This window comes from Mycobacterium sp. NGS63 (assembly GCF_059812295.1).
Map to the genome: position 1 here is coordinate 291,245 of NZ_JCALCJ010000001.1, position 17,114 is coordinate 308,358.

A 17,114-nucleotide genomic window follows, 5' to 3' on the forward strand; every position below is an offset into this window, starting at 1 on the left:
GGTCGAATACGACGTCAAGGAGGGGCCATGCCTGCGCTGACGGTGAACCGGCCTGCCGGAGTGGTGGAACCTGCCGCCACCGCGGATCAGCGCCAGGCCGACTACTTCCGCCGGCTGCTGGCCCAGAGCCGCACGGCGTGCGCCGACGAACAGGATCGGCGAACCCTGGACGGCCTGATCGAGAACCTGGACCGGCGATTCCCGTGCCGCGAGCCGGGCGAGGTCCCGAGGCGGCCGGCGGTCCGTTAGGGGCCGAATGCGCTCGGGCCCAGCGGGTTTCGTCGCCTGAACCATTCACCTCCGACGGGAATGAGGCCACCGATGGGATTCATGTCACCGGAGCTGCCCGACGCCGACCCCGACACCTGGCAGGCGCAGTCGCGGGCCGCCCGACTGCAGATCGTGACCCGCCACTGGGCCGAACACGGCTTCGGCACCCCCTACGCGGTGTACCTGCTCTACGCGCTCAAGATCGCCCTCTACGTCGCCGCGCCCGCCGCCATCATCTCGCTGACCCCCGGACTGGGCGGGCTGGGCCGCATCGGCGACTGGTGGACGCAGCCGATCGTGTACCAGAAGTTCATCGTCTTCACGTTGCTGTTCGAGGTGCTGGGCTTCGGCTGCGGATCCGGCCCACTGACGGGACGCTTCATGCCGCCGGTCGGCGGCTTTCTTTATTGGTTGCGCCCGAACACGATTCGGCTGCCCGCGTGGCCCGGCAAGGTCCCGCTCACCCGGGGTGACACGCGCACCGTCGTCGACGTCGCGCTGTATGCGGCCGTACTGGCCGGCGGGGTGTGGGCCCTGGCGTCACCGGGGCGCGGGGGACCGGTGACCGTCGTGGGTGACGTGGGTCTGATCGACCCCGTCTCGGTGCTGCCCACGATCGTCGCCCTGGTGCTGCTGGGGCTGCGCGACAAGACCATCTTCCTGGCCGCGCGCGGCGAGCACTACTGGCTGAAGCTGCTGGTGTTCTTCTTTCCGTTCGTCGACCAGGTGGCGGCGTTCAAGATCATCATGCTCGGGTTGTGGTGGGGGGCGGCGACTTCCAAGCTCAACCACCACTTCCCGTACGTCGTGTCGGTGATGACGAGCAACAACGCGCTGCTGCGCAGCAGGCTGTTCCTGCGGGTCAAGCACGCGCTCTACCTCGACCCGGTCAACGACCTGCGGCCCTCCTGGCTGCCCAAGTTCATGGCCCACGTCGGCGGGACCACGGCGGAATTCATCATCCCGGGGATCCTGGTGCTCGTCGCCGGCGACCAGCCCTGGCGCTGGTTCCTCATCGCGTTCATGGTGATCTTCCACCTCAACATCCTGTCCAACCTGCCCATGGGGGTCCCGTTGGAGTGGAACGTGTTCTTCATCTTCTCGCTGTTCTATCTGTTCGGGCACTACGGCTACATCACCGTCTACGACTTCGACACGCCGTGGCTGCCGATCGCCCTGGTCGTCGTTCTCGTCGTGGCGCTGGTCGCGGGAAACATGTTCCCCCAACAGATTTCCTTCCTGCCCGCGATGCGCTACTACGCGGGCAACTGGGCCACCAGCGTGTGGTGCTTCCGCCCGGGTGCGGAGGAGAAGATCGAATCCACCATCGTCAAGAGCTCGGCGCTGGTCACCAAGCAGCTGGCCACGATGTACGACCCGAAGACCGCCGAGATCATGATCGACAAGGTCGCGGCGTTCCGCGCGATGCACGTGCACGGTAGGGCGCTCAACGCGCTGTTGCCGCGCGCCATCGACGACGAGGCCGACTACAAGATCCGCGAGGGCGAGATCGTCGCCGGCCCGCTGGTCGGGTGGAACTTCGGCGAGGGCCACCTGCACAACGAGCAGCTGCTCGAGGCGGTGCAGCGGCGCTGCGGGTTCGCCGACGGCGACGTGCGTGTCATCGTGCTCGAGGGCCAGCCCATCCACATCCAGAAGCAGTGGTACCGCATCCTCGACGCGCACGCCGGGGTGATCGAGGCGGGCTACGTCGAGGTCGCCGACATGCTGACCCGCCAGCCGTGGCCCGAGCCCGGCGACGAGTTCCCCGTGCACGTCACCACCGCATGACGACGGCGGTCGTCGTCGGCGCCGGGCCCAACGGGCTGGCGGCCGCGATTCACCTGGCCCGCCACGGCGTCGACGTGCAGGTGCTGGAGGCCCGCGACACGGTCGGCGGGGGAGCGCGCTCGGGTGAGCTGACGGTGCCGGGCCTCATCCACGACCACTGCTCGGCCACCCACCCGTTCGGCGTCGGCTCGCCGTTCTGGGAAGAGATCGACCTGGCCGGCCACGGGCTGGTGTGGAAGTGGCCCGAGATCGACTGCGCGCACCCGCTCGACGACGGCAGCGCCGGCGTGCTGTACCGGTCGATCGAGGCGACCGCGGCCGGGATGGGACCCGACGAGACGCGATGGCGGCGTGCGTTCGGGGGTCTCGCCGCGGGGTTCGACGAGCTGGCCGAGGAGTTCTTCCGCCCGATCATCCACCTGCCGCGCCACCCGATTCGGCTCGCGGCCTTCGGGCCGCGGGCGCTGCTGCCGGCGAGCGTCATGGCCCGCTGGTTTCGCACCGAGCAGGCGCGCGCGCTGTTCGCCGGCGCGTCCGCGCACATGTTCACCCGGCTGGACCGGCCGCTCACCGCGGCCATGGGGCTGATGTTCATCGCCGGCGGGCACCGCTACGGCTGGCCCGTCGCCGAGGGCGGAACGGGCTCGATCAGCCACGCCCTGGCCGCCGCCCTCAAAGCGCACGGCGGCACCATCACCACCGGGGTCACCGTCACCGCCCGCGCCGACATCCCCGGCGCCGACGCCGTCCTGCTCGACCTGACCCCGGCCGCGGCGCTGAAGATCTACGGCGACGCCCTGCCCGCCCGCATCAAGCGGGCCTACCAACGTTTCCGGCAGGGCTCGTCGGCGTTCAAGGTCGACTTCGCCGTCGAGGGTCACATCCCGTGGACCAACCCCGTCTGCGCGCGCGCCGGCACCGTGCACCTGGGCGGCACGTTCGACGAGACCGCCGACACGGAACGCCAACGCGCACAAGGCAAGATGGCGCGGCGGCCGTTCGTCCTCGTCGGGCAGCAGTACCTCGCCGACCCGTCCCGCTCGAACGGCAACGTCAACCCGATCTGGGCCTACGCCCACGTGCCGTTCGGCTACACCGGCGACGCCACCGAAGCCGTCGTCGGCCAGATCGAGCGGTTCGCCCCGGGTTTCCGCGACCGCGTGATCGCCACCGTCGCCACCGGCACCGCCGCATTGGAGGCCTACAACCCCAACTACGTCGGCGGCGACATCCTCGGCGGCGCCAACGACGGCCTGCAGGTCATCCTGCGGCCGCGGCTCGCCGTCGACCCGTATGCGACCGGCGTGCCGGGCGTGTACCTGTGCTCGCAGTCCACGCCGCCGGGCGCCGGCATCCATGGGCTGTGCGGCTATCACGCCGCGGACTCGGCACTGCGCTGGTTGCGGGTTATTCCTGCACGATCACGGGGTCGCCGACGCTGACGTTGTCGAAGTACCACTCGGCGTCGGCGGGGCTGAGGCTGATGCAGCCGTGGCTGACGTTCTCCAGGCCCATGGCGTTGACGGCCCACGGGGCCGAGTGCACGAACAGGCCGCGGCCGGAGATGCGCACGGCGTAGTCCACCGGGATGACGTAGCCGTCGGGGTCGTCGACGGGGATCCCGACGCTGCTCGAGTCCATCACCACCGAGCGTTCCTTGGACAGGACCGTGTAGGTGCCCACCGGGGTCGGGTACTCGGGCCTGCCCATCGAGGCCGGCAGCACGCCCTGCTCGCCGAAGTGGGGCCGGTGGTGCGGCGACGGCAGCGACGGCGGCGGTCCCGCCTCGACCCCGTCGATGCTCACCGTGAACGTGTGCTCGGAGATGCTGGCCACCCCGACCACGGCGGGACCCGTCTGAAATTCCGTGGCCACCCCGCCCACCGACAGCGCCACCGCGCTGTGCGCCGGCCAGAATCGGTCGGGAACCCAGCGCACGACGTCGTTGTCAAGCCATTCGTACTTGCCGGTCATCGCCGGCGCCGACTTGATCGCGATCGCGCTTTCGGCGGCCTGCCGGTCGGTGACGGGCGCGCGGAACGTCACCACCACCGGGTGCGCGACGCCCACCACCGCGCCCCGCGTCGGCAGCACCGACGCGATGGCGGACCCGTACGGCTGGTAGCCCGCGGCCAGGCGCACGTCGGCCGGCCCACCGGCCACACTCGCAGCGATGGCGACCACCACAAGAAGACACCGAACGAGGGTCCGCATGGCTCCAGTTCCTTCTGACTGAGATAGTTGGGGCCGCCCCGGCGGCGAAAGCGCCGGGGCGGGTGAGCAATTCGATTCCAGCCCGCGCTCAGTGCCCGGGGCCGGGCGCGATCGGCTGACCGGGCACGGGGCCGCCGGGCGGCGGCGGGCCGACCGGGTCACCCTTGCCCGCGTAGGTCCCCGACATGTCGATGATCGGGGCGCCGGCCGGCAGCGGCGCGCCGCCCACCGGGGCGCCGGCCAGGATGGGCGCACCCACCGGCAGCGGCGCGCCGATCGGCAGCGGCGCACCGATCGGCAGGGGCGCGCCCAGTGGCAGCGGCGCGCCGATCGGCACGGGCGCGCCGACGGGCAACGGCGGCCCCAGCGCGATCAGCGGGGCGCCGACCGGCACCACCGGCAGCGGCCCGGGCACCACCAGCGGGACGCCGGACATGTCCGTGACCGGAGCGCTGGCCGTGCACACCTGGCCTGCGGCCGCCGGCGCGCCGGCCGCACCCGCCGCGCCCGCAGCAGCCGGGGCACCGGCCACCGGCCCGCCGGCCGCCGGGGCTTCGCCCGACATCCCCTCGACGCACGCAGTCCCACCGGTTTTCAGCGGGGTGGCCGCCGCATCCGGGCTCAACGCTATGGCGGCCCCGCACAACACGGCGATGGCACCCACTTTGGTGTAGAACCGATCAAGGACCGTCATCACGGCCGACTCCTTCAGCACTCAGTAATCCGCGTTCAAACGGTGCAGCGAAACCGCACGGCCCACCGCAGCCGTGTCGAATGTAGGGCCGCCGATGGCTATTGGACACGCGACGATTCCGGCACTTATAGAACCGATACAAACCAGACACGCTCCGGTTATCGCGGGCGCCGATGGCCGGGTAAAAGCCCAGCACTCTTCCCGGCCGAGGGTGGCGCGCGTCACTGATCTAGGCTGGCGACGAGCGCTTCATCAGCGGACTGGTGAGCACAGGAGAAGACAGGGAGAGATGACGTGACGGTCCGAGTAGGCATCAACGGCTTCGGTCGAATCGGACGCAACTTCTACCGGGCCTTGCTGGCTCAACAGGAGCAGGGCGGCGCCGACATCGAAGTGGTCGCGGTCAACGACCTCACCGACAACGCCAGCCTGGCGCACCTGCTGAAATTCGACTCCATCCTGGGCCGGCTGCCCTACGACGTCAGCCTCGAGGGCGACGACACCATCGTCGTCGGCACCACCAAGATCAAGTCGCTGGAGGTCAAGGAGGGCCCGGCCGCGCTGCCGTGGGGCGATTTGGGCGTCGACGTCGTCGTGGAATCCACCGGCATCTTCACCAACGCCGCCAAGGCCAAGGGCCACCTGGACGCCGGCGCCAAGAAGGTGATCATCTCGGCGCCGGCCACCGACGAGGACATCACGATCGTGCTGGGCGTCAACGACGACCGCTACGACGGCAGCCAGAACATCATCTCCAATGCGTCGTGCACCACGAACTGCCTTGCGCCGCTGGCCAAGGTGCTCGATGACGAGTTCGGCATCGTCAAGGGCCTGATGACCACCATCCACGCCTACACCCAGGACCAGAACCTGCAGGACGGGCCGCACAAGGACCTGCGCCGCGCCCGCGCCGCCGCGCTGAACATCGTGCCGACCTCGACCGGCGCCGCCAAGGCCATCGGGCTGGTCATGCCCAACCTCAAGGGCAAGCTCGACGGGTACGCGCTGCGGGTGCCGATCCCCACCGGCTCGGTCACGGACCTGACCGCGGAGTTGAAGAAGCCCGCCACCGCCGACGAGATCAACGCGGCGATGAAGGCGGCCGCCGAGGGCCCGATGAAGGGCATCCTGAAGTACTACGACGCGCCGATCGTCTCCAGCGACATCGTCACCGACCCGCACAGCTCGATCTTCGACTCCGGCCTGACCAAGGTGATCGACAACCAGGCCAAGGTGGTGTCCTGGTACGACAACGAGTGGGGCTACTCCAACCGCCTCGTCGACCTTGTCGCGCTGGTCGGCAAGTCGCTGTAAGCCGTGAGCGTTCCGACCCTTTCCGACCTTCTCGCCGAAGGTGTTTCGGGTCGCGGCGTGCTGGTGCGCTCCGACCTGAACGTGCCGCTCGACGAGAACGGCGCCATCACCGACCCCGGCCGCATCACCGCGTCGGTGCCGACGCTGCAGGCGCTCGTCGACGCCGGCGCCAAGCTCGTGGTCGCCGCGCACCTGGGCCGTCCCAAAAACGGGCCCGACCCGGGGCTGTCGCTGGCGCCGGTCGCCGCGGCGCTCGGGGAGGGGTTGGGCCGGCACGTGCAACTGGCCGGCGATCTCGTGGGCTCCGACGCGCTGGCCCGCGCCGAGGGGCTGACCGACGGCGACGTGCTGCTGCTGGAAAACGTGCGTTTCGACCCGCGCGAGACCAGCAAGGACGACGGCGAGCGGCTGGGGTTGGCCCGGCAGCTCGCCGAATTGGTCGGTCCGACAGGGGCTTTCGTCTCCGACGGCTTCGGGGTGGTGCACCGCAAGCAGGCGTCGGTGTACGACGTCGCGACCCTGCTGCCGCACTACGCCGGCACGCTGGTGGCCGAGGAGATCCGGGTGCTCGAGCAGCTGACCAGCTCGACTACTCGGCCCTATGCGGTGGTGCTCGGCGGGTCCAAGGTCTCCGACAAGCTCGGCGTCATCGAGTCGCTGGCCACCAAGGCCGACAGCATCGTGATCGGCGGCGGGATGTGCTTCACATTCCTTGCCGCGCAGGGCCTTTCGGTGGGCACCTCACTGCTGGAAACCGAAATGATCGACACCTGTCGCCGGCTGCTGGACACCTACGCCGACGTGCTGCGCCTGCCCAGGGACATCGTGGTGGCCGAGAAGTTCGCGGCGGACTCGCCGCCGCGGACCGTGGCGTGCGACGCCATCCCTGCCGACATGATGGGGCTGGACATCGGCCCCGAATCGGTCAAACGCTTTGCGGCGCTGCTGTCCAACGCCAGCACCGTCTTCTGGAACGGCCCGATGGGCGTGTTCGAGTTCCCCGCCTTCGCCGCCGGCACCAAGGGTGTGGCCGAGGCGATCGCCGCGGCGACCGGCAAGGGCGCCTTTTCCGTGGTGGGCGGCGGGGATTCGGCGGCCGCGGTGCGCGCGCTCGGCATCCCAGAGGGCGACTTCTCCCACATTTCCACCGGCGGCGGCGCGTCGCTGGAGTACCTGGAGGGCAAGACGCTGCCGGGCATCGAGGTCCTACAACGTCCGCAACCGACTGGAGGCGCCGCGTGAGCCGCAAGCCACTGATCGCCGGCAACTGGAAGATGAACCTCAACCACTTCGAGGCGATCGCGCTGGTGCAAAAGATCGCGTTCGCGTTGCCGGACAAGTACTACGACAAGGTCGACGTCACGGTGATCCCGCCGTTCACCGACCTGCGCAGCGTGCAGACCCTGGTCGACGGCGACAAGCTGCGGCTGACCTACGGCGCCCAGGACCTGTCCCAGCACGACTCGGGCGCCTACACCGGCGAGGTCAGCGGCGCGTTTTTGGCCAAGCTCGGCTGCCGCTTCGTCGTCGTCGGGCACTCCGAGCGGCGCACCTACCACCACGAGGACGACGCGCTGGTGGCCGCCAAGGCCGCCGCCGCGCTCAAGCACGAGCTCACCCCCATCGTGTGCATCGGCGAGCACCTCGAGGTCCGCGAGGCCGGCGAGCACGTCGCCCACTGCGAGGGGCAGCTGCGCGGCTCGCTCGCCGGGCTGTCGGCCGAGCAGATCGCCGATGTCGTCGTCGCCTACGAGCCGGTCTGGGCGATCGGAACCGGGCGGGTGGCCAGCGCGTCCGATGCTCAGGAGGTGTGCGCGGCGGTCCGGTCAACGTTGGCGTCGCTCGCCTCGCCGCAGGTCGCCGATACCGTGCGGGTGCTCTACGGCGGGTCGGTGAACGCCAAGAACATCGGCGACATCGCCGCCCAGGACGATATCGACGGGGCGCTGGTGGGAGGCGCGTCGCTGGACGGCGAGCAGTTCGCGACGCTGGCGGCCATCGCCGCCGGCGGGCCGCTGCCCTGACGGCCCGTCGACACCGGTAGGCTTTCGCACATGGAATTGGCCCTGCAGATCACCCTGGTGGTCACCAGCGTGCTGGTGGTGCTGCTGGTGTTGCTGCACCGCGCCAAGGGCGGCGGCCTGTCGACGCTGTTCGGCGGCGGTGTGCAGTCGAGCCTGTCCGGGTCGACCGTCGTCGAGAAGAACCTCGACCGGCTGACGCTGTTCATCGTCGGCATTTGGCTGGTGTGCATCGTCGGCATGGCCCTGCTGATCAAGTACCGCTGACGCGGTAGCCCTCCCTCATCGCCGAGTGTGAAATACACGACGCGACACGCCGGCGACGCGTCGTGAGTTTCACTTTCGGCGCTTGGGGCGCCGCGCCGATACTTGAAACCATGGCCGAGGCCCCCGACACCGCGCTGGAACCGATCGGCGCCGTCCAGCGCACGCGCGTGGGCCGCGAGGCGACCGAGCCGATGCGCGCTGACATCCGGCTGCTGGGCGCCATCCTCGGCGACACCGTGCGCGAGCACAACGGCGAGGAGGTCTTCGGGCTCGTCGAACGCGCCCGGGTCGAGGCGTTCCGGGTGCGGCGCTCCGAGATCGACCGGGCCGAGATGGCGCGGATGTTCGACGGCATCGACATCCGCCAGGCCATCCCGGTCATCCGGGCGTTCAGCCACTTCGCGCTGCTGGCCAATGTGGCCGAGGACATCCACCGCGAGCGCCGGCGCGATATCCACGTCGCGGCCGGCGAGCCCCCGCAGGACAGCAGCCTGGCCGCCACCTACGCCAAACTCGATCGCGCTCAACTCGATTCGGCGACCGTCGCCGAGGCGCTGCGCGGCGCCCTGGTGTCCCCGGTGATCACCGCCCACCCCACCGAGACCCGCCGCCGCACGGTGTTCATCACGCAGCACCGCATCACCGCGCTGATGCGGCTGCACGCCGCCGGACACACCGAGACCGACGACGGCCGCGACATCGAGCTCGAGCTGCGCCGCCAGGTGCTGACGCTGTGGCAGACCGCGCTGGTGCGGCTGTCGCGGCTGCAGATCACCGACGAGATCGACGTGGGCCTGCGGTACTACCCGGCCGCGCTGTTCCGGGTGATCCCGCAGGTCAACGCCGAGGTGCGCGGCGCGTTGCGCACCCGCTGGCCCGACGCCGACCTGCTGGCCGCGCCCATCCTGCAACCCGGCTCGTGGATCGGCGGCGACCGCGACGGCAACCCGAACGTGACCGGCGACGTCGTGCGGCGGGCCACCGGCAGCGCCGCGTTCACCGCGCTCGCGCACTACCTGGCCGAGCTCACCGACCTCGAGCAGGAGCTGTCGATGTCGGCGCGGCTGATCACCGTCACCGACGAGCTGACCGCGCTGGCGCAGGGCTGCGACGAGACCGCCCGCGCCGACGAGCCCTACCGGCGGGCGCTGCGGGTGATCCGCGCCCGGCTCACCGCGACCGCAGCGCAGATCCTGGACCGCCGCCCGCAGCACGAGCTCGACCTGGGCATGCCGGCCTACGCCGCGCCGGGCGAACTGCGGGCCGACCTCGACGTCGTCGACGCCTCGCTGCGCACCCACGGCGCCGCGCTGCTCGCCGACGACCGGCTGGCCCGGCTGCGAGAAAGCGTGCACGCCTTCGGTTTCCACCTGTCCGGCCTGGACATGCGGCAGAACTCCGACGTCCACGAGGAGGTGGTCGGCGAGCTGCTGGCCTGGGCCGGCGTGCATCCCGACTACGCTTCGCTGCCCGAGGACGAACGCGTCGAGCTGCTGGCGGGCGAGCTGGCCACCCGCCGCCCGCTGGTCGGTGATCGCGGGGTGGGGGTACCGCCCGCTTGCGGGGGCCTGTCCGACCTCGCGCGCGGCGAGCTGGGCGTGCTGGCGGCCGCCGCCCGCGCCGTCGAGCTCTACGGCCCGGCCGCCGTGCCGAACTACGTCATCTCGATGTGCCGATCGGTGTCCGACGTCCTGGAGGCCGCCATCCTGCTGAAGGAGGCCGGCCTGTTGGACGCCTCCGGGCCGGAACCCTATTGCCCCCTGGGGATTTCGCCGCTGTTCGAGACCATCGACGACCTGCACAAGGGGGCGCCGATCCTGCAGGCGATGCTGGACCTACCGCTGTATCGGTCGCTGGTGGACGCGCGGGACGGCTGCCAGGAGGTGATGCTCGGCTATTCCGACTCCAACAAGGACGGCGGGTATCTGGCCGCCAACTGGGCGGTCTACCGGGCCGAGCTCGACCTCGTCGACACCGCCCGCAAGACCGGGATCCGGTTGCGGCTCTTCCACGGTCGCGGCGGCACCGTGGGCCGCGGCGGGGGGCCCAGCTACGAGGCCATCCTGGCGCAACCGCCGGGGGCGGTGAACGGCTCGCTGCGCCTCACCGAGCAGGGCGAGGTGATCGCCGCCAAGTACGCCGAATCCGAACTGGCGCGCCGCAACCTGGAGAGCCTGGTGGCGGCGACCCTGGAGTCGACGCTGCTGGACGTGGAGGGCCTCGGCGACGAGGCCGAGCCGGCCTACGCGGTGCTCGACGAGATCGCGACGCTGGCGCACCGCGCCTACGCCGAATTGGTCCACGAGACACCGGGTTTCGTCGACTACTTCATGGCCTCCACACCGGTCAGCGAGATCGGGGCGCTGAACATCGGCAGCCGGCCCACCTCACGCAAGCCCACCTCGTCGATCTCCGACCTGCGCGCCATCCCGTGGGTGCTGGCCTGGAGCCAGTCGCGGGTCATGCTGCCGGGCTGGTACGGCACCGGGTCGGCCTTCGAGCGCTGGATCGCGGCGGGCCGCGAAACCGAGCGGGTCGAAATCCTGCATGTGCTGTACGAGCGCTGGCCGTTCTTCCGCAGCGTGCTGTCGAACATGGCGCAGGTGCTGGCCAAGAGCGACCTGGGCCTGGCGGCCCGCTACGCCGAGCTGGTGCCCGACGAATCCTTGCGGCGCAGGGTCTTCGACAAGATCGCCGACGAGCATCGGCGCACCATCGCCATGCACAAGCTGATCACCGGTCACGACGACCTGCTCGCCGACAACGCGGCGCTGGCGCGTTCGGTGTTCAACCGGTTCCCGTATCTCGAGCCGTTGAACCACCTGCAGGTGGAGTTGTTGCGCCGCTACCGCTCCGGTGACGACGACGAACTCGTGCAGCGCGGCATCCTGCTCACCATGAACGGTCTGGCCAGCGCCCTGCGCAACAGCGGCTAGTGAGTCCATCCGCCGACCGTGGGGGATACGTAGGAAAAACCCGTCCGATCCCTACGTAACCCACTCACTCGGCGCGCGCCGGGGACGCTAGGGCAGCTTGATCGCCGACATGTACATCTGCAGGGTCGGCATGAACAGGTCGATATCGTCGAGTTGGCTGCCCAGCATCACGGCGTCGGTGGTGGCGACGAGCACGTGGGCGAAGGTCCGGGGCGGGATCAAAAGCGCCCCGCCGATGCGGTCGATGCCCTCCACGATGAACTGCGCCAGCGACTCGACGACCTCGGATCGCTTGGCGGCCACCCGTTCCCGCGCGTCGGGGTTGCGTAACAGGTAGAGGGTGAACTCGTGGCCCAGCGCGGCGTGCTCGGCGCCGCGGTCGCGGCTGAGCTGGCGCCAGCGCGCCGCGATCTGCTCGAGTTCGTGGGCCCCGATGTGCGTCGCGGTGGCCATCACCTCGGCGAAGTTGTCGAAATAGCGGCGCCAGTAGCGGTCGCTGACCGCCAGGAAGAGGTCTTCCTTGGTGGCGAAGTGCTTGTAGATGGCGCCCTTGGTGTAGCCCGCGGCCCCCGCGATGTCGTCCAAAGACGCTGCCATGAAGCCCTTTTCGGCGAAAACCTCCTCCGCGGCATCAAGCAGCACTGAACGGGTGTGCTCCAGGCGTCGCTCGCGCGTCCAACGCTCAACCATGCCGGCGATTGTGCCACAAGAATCTGAGAATACTCTTGGTCATCCAGATACCGATTGGTATATTTTCGTGTGGCCCGCCGACGATCCGAAGAGGAGACGGTGTCATGACCGAACTGTCCGACAAGAAGCGTGCGTCCCTGGAGTCGCTCGGTACCCAGCCCCCGTCCAAGGCCAGGCCGGTGCGGATCTGGGCCGCCGTCGGCGGCGTCATCCTGGCTTTCCAGCTGTACGTGTGGATCCGCTGGATCAGCGGGCCGCACTTCGAGCGCGTTGCCCCGGGACCGACCGAGCCGCCGATGTTCATGAAGGCGATCCTGTTCACCTGGACCAGCGTGATCGTCGTCGGCCTGCCGATCGCCTTCTGGTGGTTCATCATTCGGCCGTGGCGGCGGGAGCGGCGAATCACCCTCGACGGCATGCTCCTGATCTCCTGCGGCCTGTTGTTCTTTCAGGACCCGCTGCTGAATTACTTCAACACGTGGAGCACCTACAACACCTGGATGTGGAATCGGGGCTCGTGGGTCCAGGACATCCCCGGTTGGGTGTCGTTCGGGAAGCCGGGCGCCATGATGGCCGAACCGTTCCTGATGAACGCGCCCGGCTACTTCTTCGTGCTGCTGTGCACGATGCTCGGCTGCTGGGTCATGCGGAAAGCGAAGCAGCGGTGGCCCAACATCAACACCTTCGGCCTGATCGGCGTGGTGATCGCCTGGACCTTCGTCTTCGATTTCGTCATCGAGGGCCTGTTCCTCATGCCGATGGGGCTGTTCACTTACCCCGGCGCGATTCGTGCGCTGTCGGTCAATCCCGGCACCTACTACCAGTGGCCGCTCTACGAGGGGCTCATGTGGGGCGGTGTCCAGGCCGGCCTGTGCTGTCTGCGCTACTTCACCGACGATCGCGGCCGGACCTTCGTCGAGCGCGGACTCGACCAAGTCCGGGGCGGGCTCGCCCGACAGCAGTTGACCCGCTTCCTGGCGATCTTCGCCGCGTGCAGCGCCTTCTTCTTCGTCTTCTACAACCTTCCGGCCCAGTGGTTCGCCATGCACCAGGATCCCTGGCCCGACGACATCCTGAAGCGCTCGTACTTCCTGATGGGCATCTGCGGCGAGGATACCGATCGGCCGTGCCCCGACCCCGCGCTGCCGGTGCCCCTGACGAATTCCGGCTACATCAACCACGACGGGCAGCTTGTCCTGCCCAATGGCGTAAAGCTCCCCAGAAGCGTTCCCCTGGAGCGCGGGAAGTGACGCGTTGACGGGCCGGGCAGCGACCGAGACGATCGGCGGCGCGACTCCGATCGGTGACCAAGGCCAGGCCCCGGCCAAGCCGGTGCGGATTTGGGCCGTGGCGGGCGGTGCGCTGCTGGCGCTGCAGGTGTACGTGTGGATCCGCTGGATCACCGGGCTCTATTTCGAACGGGTGCCCACCGGGCCGAGCGATCCGCCGATGTACATGAAAGTGCCGCTGATGGCGAATGCCATAGCGCTCTGGGTCGGGCTGCCGTTCGCCGTGTGGTGGTTAATCATCAGGCCCTGGCGCCGCGAGCGACGAATCACGTTGGACGGCATGCTCTTTGCGTCGATGGCTCTGATGTTTTTCCAGGATCCCTTGCTGAACTACTTCAACACGTGGTGCACCTACAACACTTGGCTGTTCAATCGGGGTTCGTGGTCCCCGCACATTCCCGGATGGGTGTCGCCCGAGGAGCCCGGCCGCCAGGTCGTCGAACCGCTGCTGACGAACGCGCCCGGATACGCCTACGGGGTGCTGCTGATCACCATCGTCGGCTGCTGGGTGATGCGAAAGATCAAGGCGCGCTGGCCAAACATCAGCAACCTGCGGCTGATCGCGATCACCTATGGGATCGCGTTCCTCTTCGACTTCGTGATGGAGGGACTGGTCCTGCTGCCCATCGGGTTCTACACGTATCCCGGTTCGATCCGGTCGGTGTCGGTCAATGCCGGCACCTACTACCAGTGGCCCGTCTACGAAGGACTGATGTGGGGAGGTGTTCAGGCCGCGCTGTGCTGTCTGCGTTATTTCACCGATGATCGCGGCCGTACCGTCGTCGAGCGCGGCCTGGACCACGTCCGGGGCGGGCTCGCGCGCCAGCAGCTCACCCGGTTTCTGGCGATCTTCGCCGGGGTCAGCGCGTGCTTCTTCGTCTTCTACAACATCCCCGCGCAGTGGATCGGCATGCACGCCGACCCGTGGCCCGAAGACCACCTGAAGCGTTCGTACTTCAACGGCGGCATCTGCGGCGACGGGACCGACACGCCATGTCCGGATCCCGCGCTGCCGATACCGACCAAACGCTCCGGTTACGTCAATCAGGATGGCAGGCTTCTTCTTCCGCCGGGCGTGGGGCTTCCGAAAACCATTCCGTTCGATCGGGGGAAGTAATTTGTTGAACAGTCAGTCCGCAGCCGTCCGCTCCCTTTCGGACGCGCCGTTCTACCGCGCCGTCGGCGACGAGGTGGACGTCTTCCGCGCGGCGGCCGGCCGAGGCCTCCCGGTGCTGCTGAAAGGCCCCACGGGATGCGGCAAGACACGGTTCGTGGAGGCGATGGCCCACCAATTGGGCCGGGACCTGATCACCGTTGCCGGCCACGAGGACATGACGTCGGCCGATCTGGTGGGTCGTTTTCTGCTCAAGGGCGGTGAAACCGTTTGGGTGGACGGGCCTTTGACCCGCGCGGTGCGCGAGGGAGCCATCTTCTATCTGGACGAGGTGGTGGAGGCGCGCCAGGACACCACCGTGGTCATCCACCCGCTCGCCGATCACCGCCGCGAGCTGCCCGTCGACCGGCTCGGCACGACACTGCGGGCGGCACCGGGATTCCAGTTGGTGATCTCCTACAACCCCGGCTACCAGAGCGTCCTGAAGAACCTCAAGGAGTCCACCCGTCAGCGCTTCGTCGCGATCGAGCTCGGCTACCCATCGCCCGAGATCGAGACCGAGGTGGTCGCCTACGAAGCCGGGATCGACACCGAGACCGCGAGTGCCCTGGTCAAGCTCGCGTACGCCATCCGAAACCTCGAGGGCTCACCGTTGCGCGAAGTGTCCTCCACCCGCATGCTGATCCTCGCCGGTGGCCTCGCGGCTGAAGGGCTGAACCTGCGCAGCGCGGTCCACGCGGCCGTCGTGCAGGTCCTCTCCGACGATGACGACGTCATCCGCGCCCTCGACGAACTCGTCGACGCTGTCCTGCCCCAGAAGTGACCAACCCCAACCGGTTCCGGTTGCTCGCCACCCACATCGCCGGCAGGCCCGTCGAAGTCAGCGAGGCGCCCGCCGGCCAGCCCGCGCACACCGACGGCCGGTTCATCTTCGTCTCGCCCGGTTCGATCGGGGAGCAGCGCCGCGAGATGCTGGTCCAGGCCGCGCTTCTCGGTGCGGGAAGCCTTGATCGGCGGTTGGTGAGGGGTTTGCGGGCACGTTCCACATTGGCGCGACGCTACCTGGCACTCGAAGGTCAGCGGGTTCTCGCCGAACTCGCCCGGCAGATGCCGCTCGATCCGGCGCTCCTCCCGGACGGACGACCCAGCATCTCGAGCGCCGACGAGTCGCTCGAGATGGCCAAGGGCCGAACCAAGGTTGCCGACCCACCGGAGTGGTTCGGTGTCATCAAACCCTCCCGGTTGATGGCGGCGGCCTCCGCTCCGGGCGGGCGGGCCACCGACAAAGACCTCCGGTTGCGGTTCGATCCCATCGACATGCCCGAAGCGGAGGACGACGACCAAGACGACCAAGACGACGACGGCAGGCAGTCCGGGGGGAGCAAAATCCTCAAACTGTTCGAAAGCCCGCTCTTCAACAACCGATCGATGTCGGACTACTTCCGCAAGATGTTCGGCGGTTCGCGTGCTCCCGGAGAGGGCGCCGCGGGCGTCGAGATGACGGTTCGCTCGATCCGGCGGGTGCCAGAAGTCGGGCCGAATGCCCGTCCCCTGCCCACCCCGATCCAGTTCACCGATGACGACAAGCCCGGCGCCGCGATGGGCGTGGGCAGCGCCCTGTATCCGGAGTGGGACGTCTTCAACGACCGGTACAAGCCCGACTGGTGCCGGGTCATCGACTTTCCCCTGACCGCCGCCGCCGACGTCTCCGATGCCGGTGTGGCGCATGACGACGTGCTGCGGCGCCGCCTGGCCCGGGTCGGGCTCGGCCCCAAGGTGTTTCGCGCCCGCGCCGACGGGGACGACCTCGACGTCGAGGCGCTCATCGACCTGTTCGTCGATCTGCAATCCGGCTACTCCCCGCCCGAACACGTCTACCTGGAGCGGCGCAAACTCGCCCGCAACCTGGGCGTGCTGATCCTGCTCGACGCCTCCGGGTCGGCAACCGACAGCGACCCGGACGGCCTCGCGGTGCACGACCATCAGCGGCGCGCGGCCGCCACCCTCGCGGTGACGCTGGAGGAGCTGGGCGACCGCGTCGCCGTCTACGCGTTTCGTTCGCAGGGCCGCCACGCCGTGCATCTGCCGGTCATCAAGACGTTCGACCAGAGTTTCGGCGCCGTCGGTCGGGCGCGGCTCAATCAGCTCGAACCGGCGAGCTACACCCGCCTCGGCGCCGCCATCCGTGGCGCGGGGGAGATCCTCAAAACCGAAGCGGGGACACCGAATCGGCTGCTGCTGGTCCTCTCGGACGGCTTCCCCTACGACGACGGCTACGAAGGCCGGTACGCCGAAGCCGACGCCCACAAGGCCCTCGAGGAACTGCGCGCGGATGGCGTTGCGTGCCTTTGCCTTTCCCTCGGCGCCGCCACGGCCACCGATGCGCTGGAACGCGTCTTCGGCTCCGCCAGCTTCGCCAGCGCCGCCACCCTGGCCGAGTTGAGCCCGCGGATGGACGAGCTGTTCTTGTCGTCGCTGCGGGAACTGGCCGCGCCCCAACCGTCGAGAGGATGA

The 17,114-nt window shown here is 69.0% G+C and carries 15 protein-coding genes; 12 read left to right on the forward strand and 3 right to left on the reverse strand.

The genetic code is table 11. The features are described 5' to 3' along the window. The first annotated feature begins 27 nt into the window (after positions 1-27). The 3 genes from AC5Y4Z_RS01480 to AC5Y4Z_RS01490 all read left to right on the forward strand — a co-directional run bounded on the left by AC5Y4Z_RS01480 (position 28) and on the right by AC5Y4Z_RS01490 (position 3,503). A complete protein-coding gene (locus AC5Y4Z_RS01480; protein WP_499960454.1) occupies positions 28-249 on the forward strand; it encodes a hypothetical protein in 222 nt (73 codons plus the stop codon). Positions 250-321: 72 nt separating this feature from the next. Next, complete coding sequence (locus tag AC5Y4Z_RS01485; protein WP_499960455.1) at positions 322-2,061, forward strand: DUF3556 domain-containing protein; 1,740 nt, start codon at positions 322-324, stop codon at positions 2,059-2,061. Beyond that, positions 2,058-3,503, forward strand: a complete 1,446-nt coding sequence (locus AC5Y4Z_RS01490; RefSeq protein WP_499960456.1) for a phytoene desaturase family protein — start codon at positions 2,058-2,060, stop codon at positions 3,501-3,503. The genes AC5Y4Z_RS01485 and AC5Y4Z_RS01490 overlap by 4 nt, the downstream gene beginning before the upstream one ends. Here AC5Y4Z_RS01490 and AC5Y4Z_RS01495 read toward each other — a convergent pair. Then, the gene (locus AC5Y4Z_RS01495; RefSeq protein ID WP_499960457.1) at positions 3,469-4,275 is read right to left on the reverse strand and encodes a L,D-transpeptidase; all 807 of its coding nucleotides are present in this window, start codon (positions 4,273-4,275) and stop codon (positions 3,469-3,471) included. The genes AC5Y4Z_RS01490 and AC5Y4Z_RS01495 overlap by 35 nt on opposite strands. Before the next feature lie 88 nt (positions 4,276-4,363). Beyond that, positions 4,364-4,969, reverse strand: a complete 606-nt coding sequence (locus AC5Y4Z_RS01500) for a hypothetical protein (RefSeq protein ID WP_499960458.1) — start codon at positions 4,967-4,969, stop codon at positions 4,364-4,366. A 294-nt stretch (positions 4,970-5,263) separates the two neighbouring features. On the opposite strand from AC5Y4Z_RS01500, the gene gap reads away from it, so the two are divergent. The 5 genes from gap to ppc all read left to right on the forward strand — a co-directional run bounded on the left by gap (position 5,264) and on the right by ppc (position 11,507). After that, entirely contained in the window at positions 5,264-6,283 is a 1,020-nt protein-coding gene (gene gap / locus AC5Y4Z_RS01505) for a type I glyceraldehyde-3-phosphate dehydrogenase (RefSeq protein WP_499960459.1), read from the forward strand. 3 nt (positions 6,284-6,286) lie between these two features. Next, positions 6,287-7,525, forward strand: coding sequence for a phosphoglycerate kinase (locus AC5Y4Z_RS01510; RefSeq protein WP_499960460.1), 1,239 nt, complete (start codon positions 6,287-6,289; stop codon positions 7,523-7,525). Next, a complete protein-coding gene (tpiA, locus tag AC5Y4Z_RS01515) occupies positions 7,522-8,307 on the forward strand; it encodes a triose-phosphate isomerase (protein ID WP_499960461.1) in 786 nt (261 codons plus the stop codon). The genes AC5Y4Z_RS01510 and tpiA overlap by 4 nt, the downstream gene beginning before the upstream one ends. 30 nt (positions 8,308-8,337) lie before the next feature. Continuing rightward, positions 8,338-8,571, forward strand: coding sequence for a preprotein translocase subunit SecG (gene secG, locus AC5Y4Z_RS01520; protein WP_499960463.1), 234 nt, complete (start codon positions 8,338-8,340; stop codon positions 8,569-8,571). Between the two features lie 110 nt (positions 8,572-8,681). Then, on the forward strand, positions 8,682-11,507 hold the full coding sequence (ppc, locus tag AC5Y4Z_RS01525; protein WP_499960464.1) for a phosphoenolpyruvate carboxylase: 2,826 nt from the start codon (positions 8,682-8,684) through the stop codon (positions 11,505-11,507). Between the two features lie 87 nt (positions 11,508-11,594). Here ppc and AC5Y4Z_RS01530 read toward each other — a convergent pair whose 3' ends face one another. Continuing rightward, positions 11,595-12,197, reverse strand: coding sequence for a TetR/AcrR family transcriptional regulator (locus AC5Y4Z_RS01530; RefSeq protein ID WP_499960465.1), 603 nt, complete (start codon positions 12,195-12,197; stop codon positions 11,595-11,597). Between the two features lie 104 nt (positions 12,198-12,301). Between AC5Y4Z_RS01530 and AC5Y4Z_RS01535 the strand changes: the two genes are divergently transcribed. From AC5Y4Z_RS01535 to AC5Y4Z_RS01550, 4 genes are read left to right on the forward strand one after another with little or no spacing between them, the layout of a single operon-like run. Further along, positions 12,302-13,447, forward strand: a complete 1,146-nt coding sequence (locus tag AC5Y4Z_RS01535) for a spirocyclase AveC family protein (RefSeq protein ID WP_499960466.1) — start codon at positions 12,302-12,304, stop codon at positions 13,445-13,447. Positions 13,448-13,478: 31 nt separating this feature from the next. Continuing rightward, entirely contained in the window at positions 13,479-14,603 is a 1,125-nt protein-coding gene (locus tag AC5Y4Z_RS01540) for a spirocyclase AveC family protein (RefSeq protein ID WP_499960913.1), read from the forward strand. A gap of 1 nt (position 14,604) precedes the next feature. Continuing rightward, positions 14,605-15,423: a CbbQ/NirQ/NorQ/GpvN family protein gene (locus tag AC5Y4Z_RS01545; protein ID WP_499960914.1), complete on the forward strand. Its 819-nt coding sequence runs from the start codon at positions 14,605-14,607 to the stop codon at positions 15,421-15,423. After that, on the forward strand, positions 15,420-17,114 hold the full coding sequence (locus AC5Y4Z_RS01550; RefSeq protein ID WP_499960467.1) for a nitric oxide reductase activation protein NorD: 1,695 nt from the start codon (positions 15,420-15,422) through the stop codon (positions 17,112-17,114). The genes AC5Y4Z_RS01545 and AC5Y4Z_RS01550 overlap by 4 nt, the downstream gene beginning before the upstream one ends.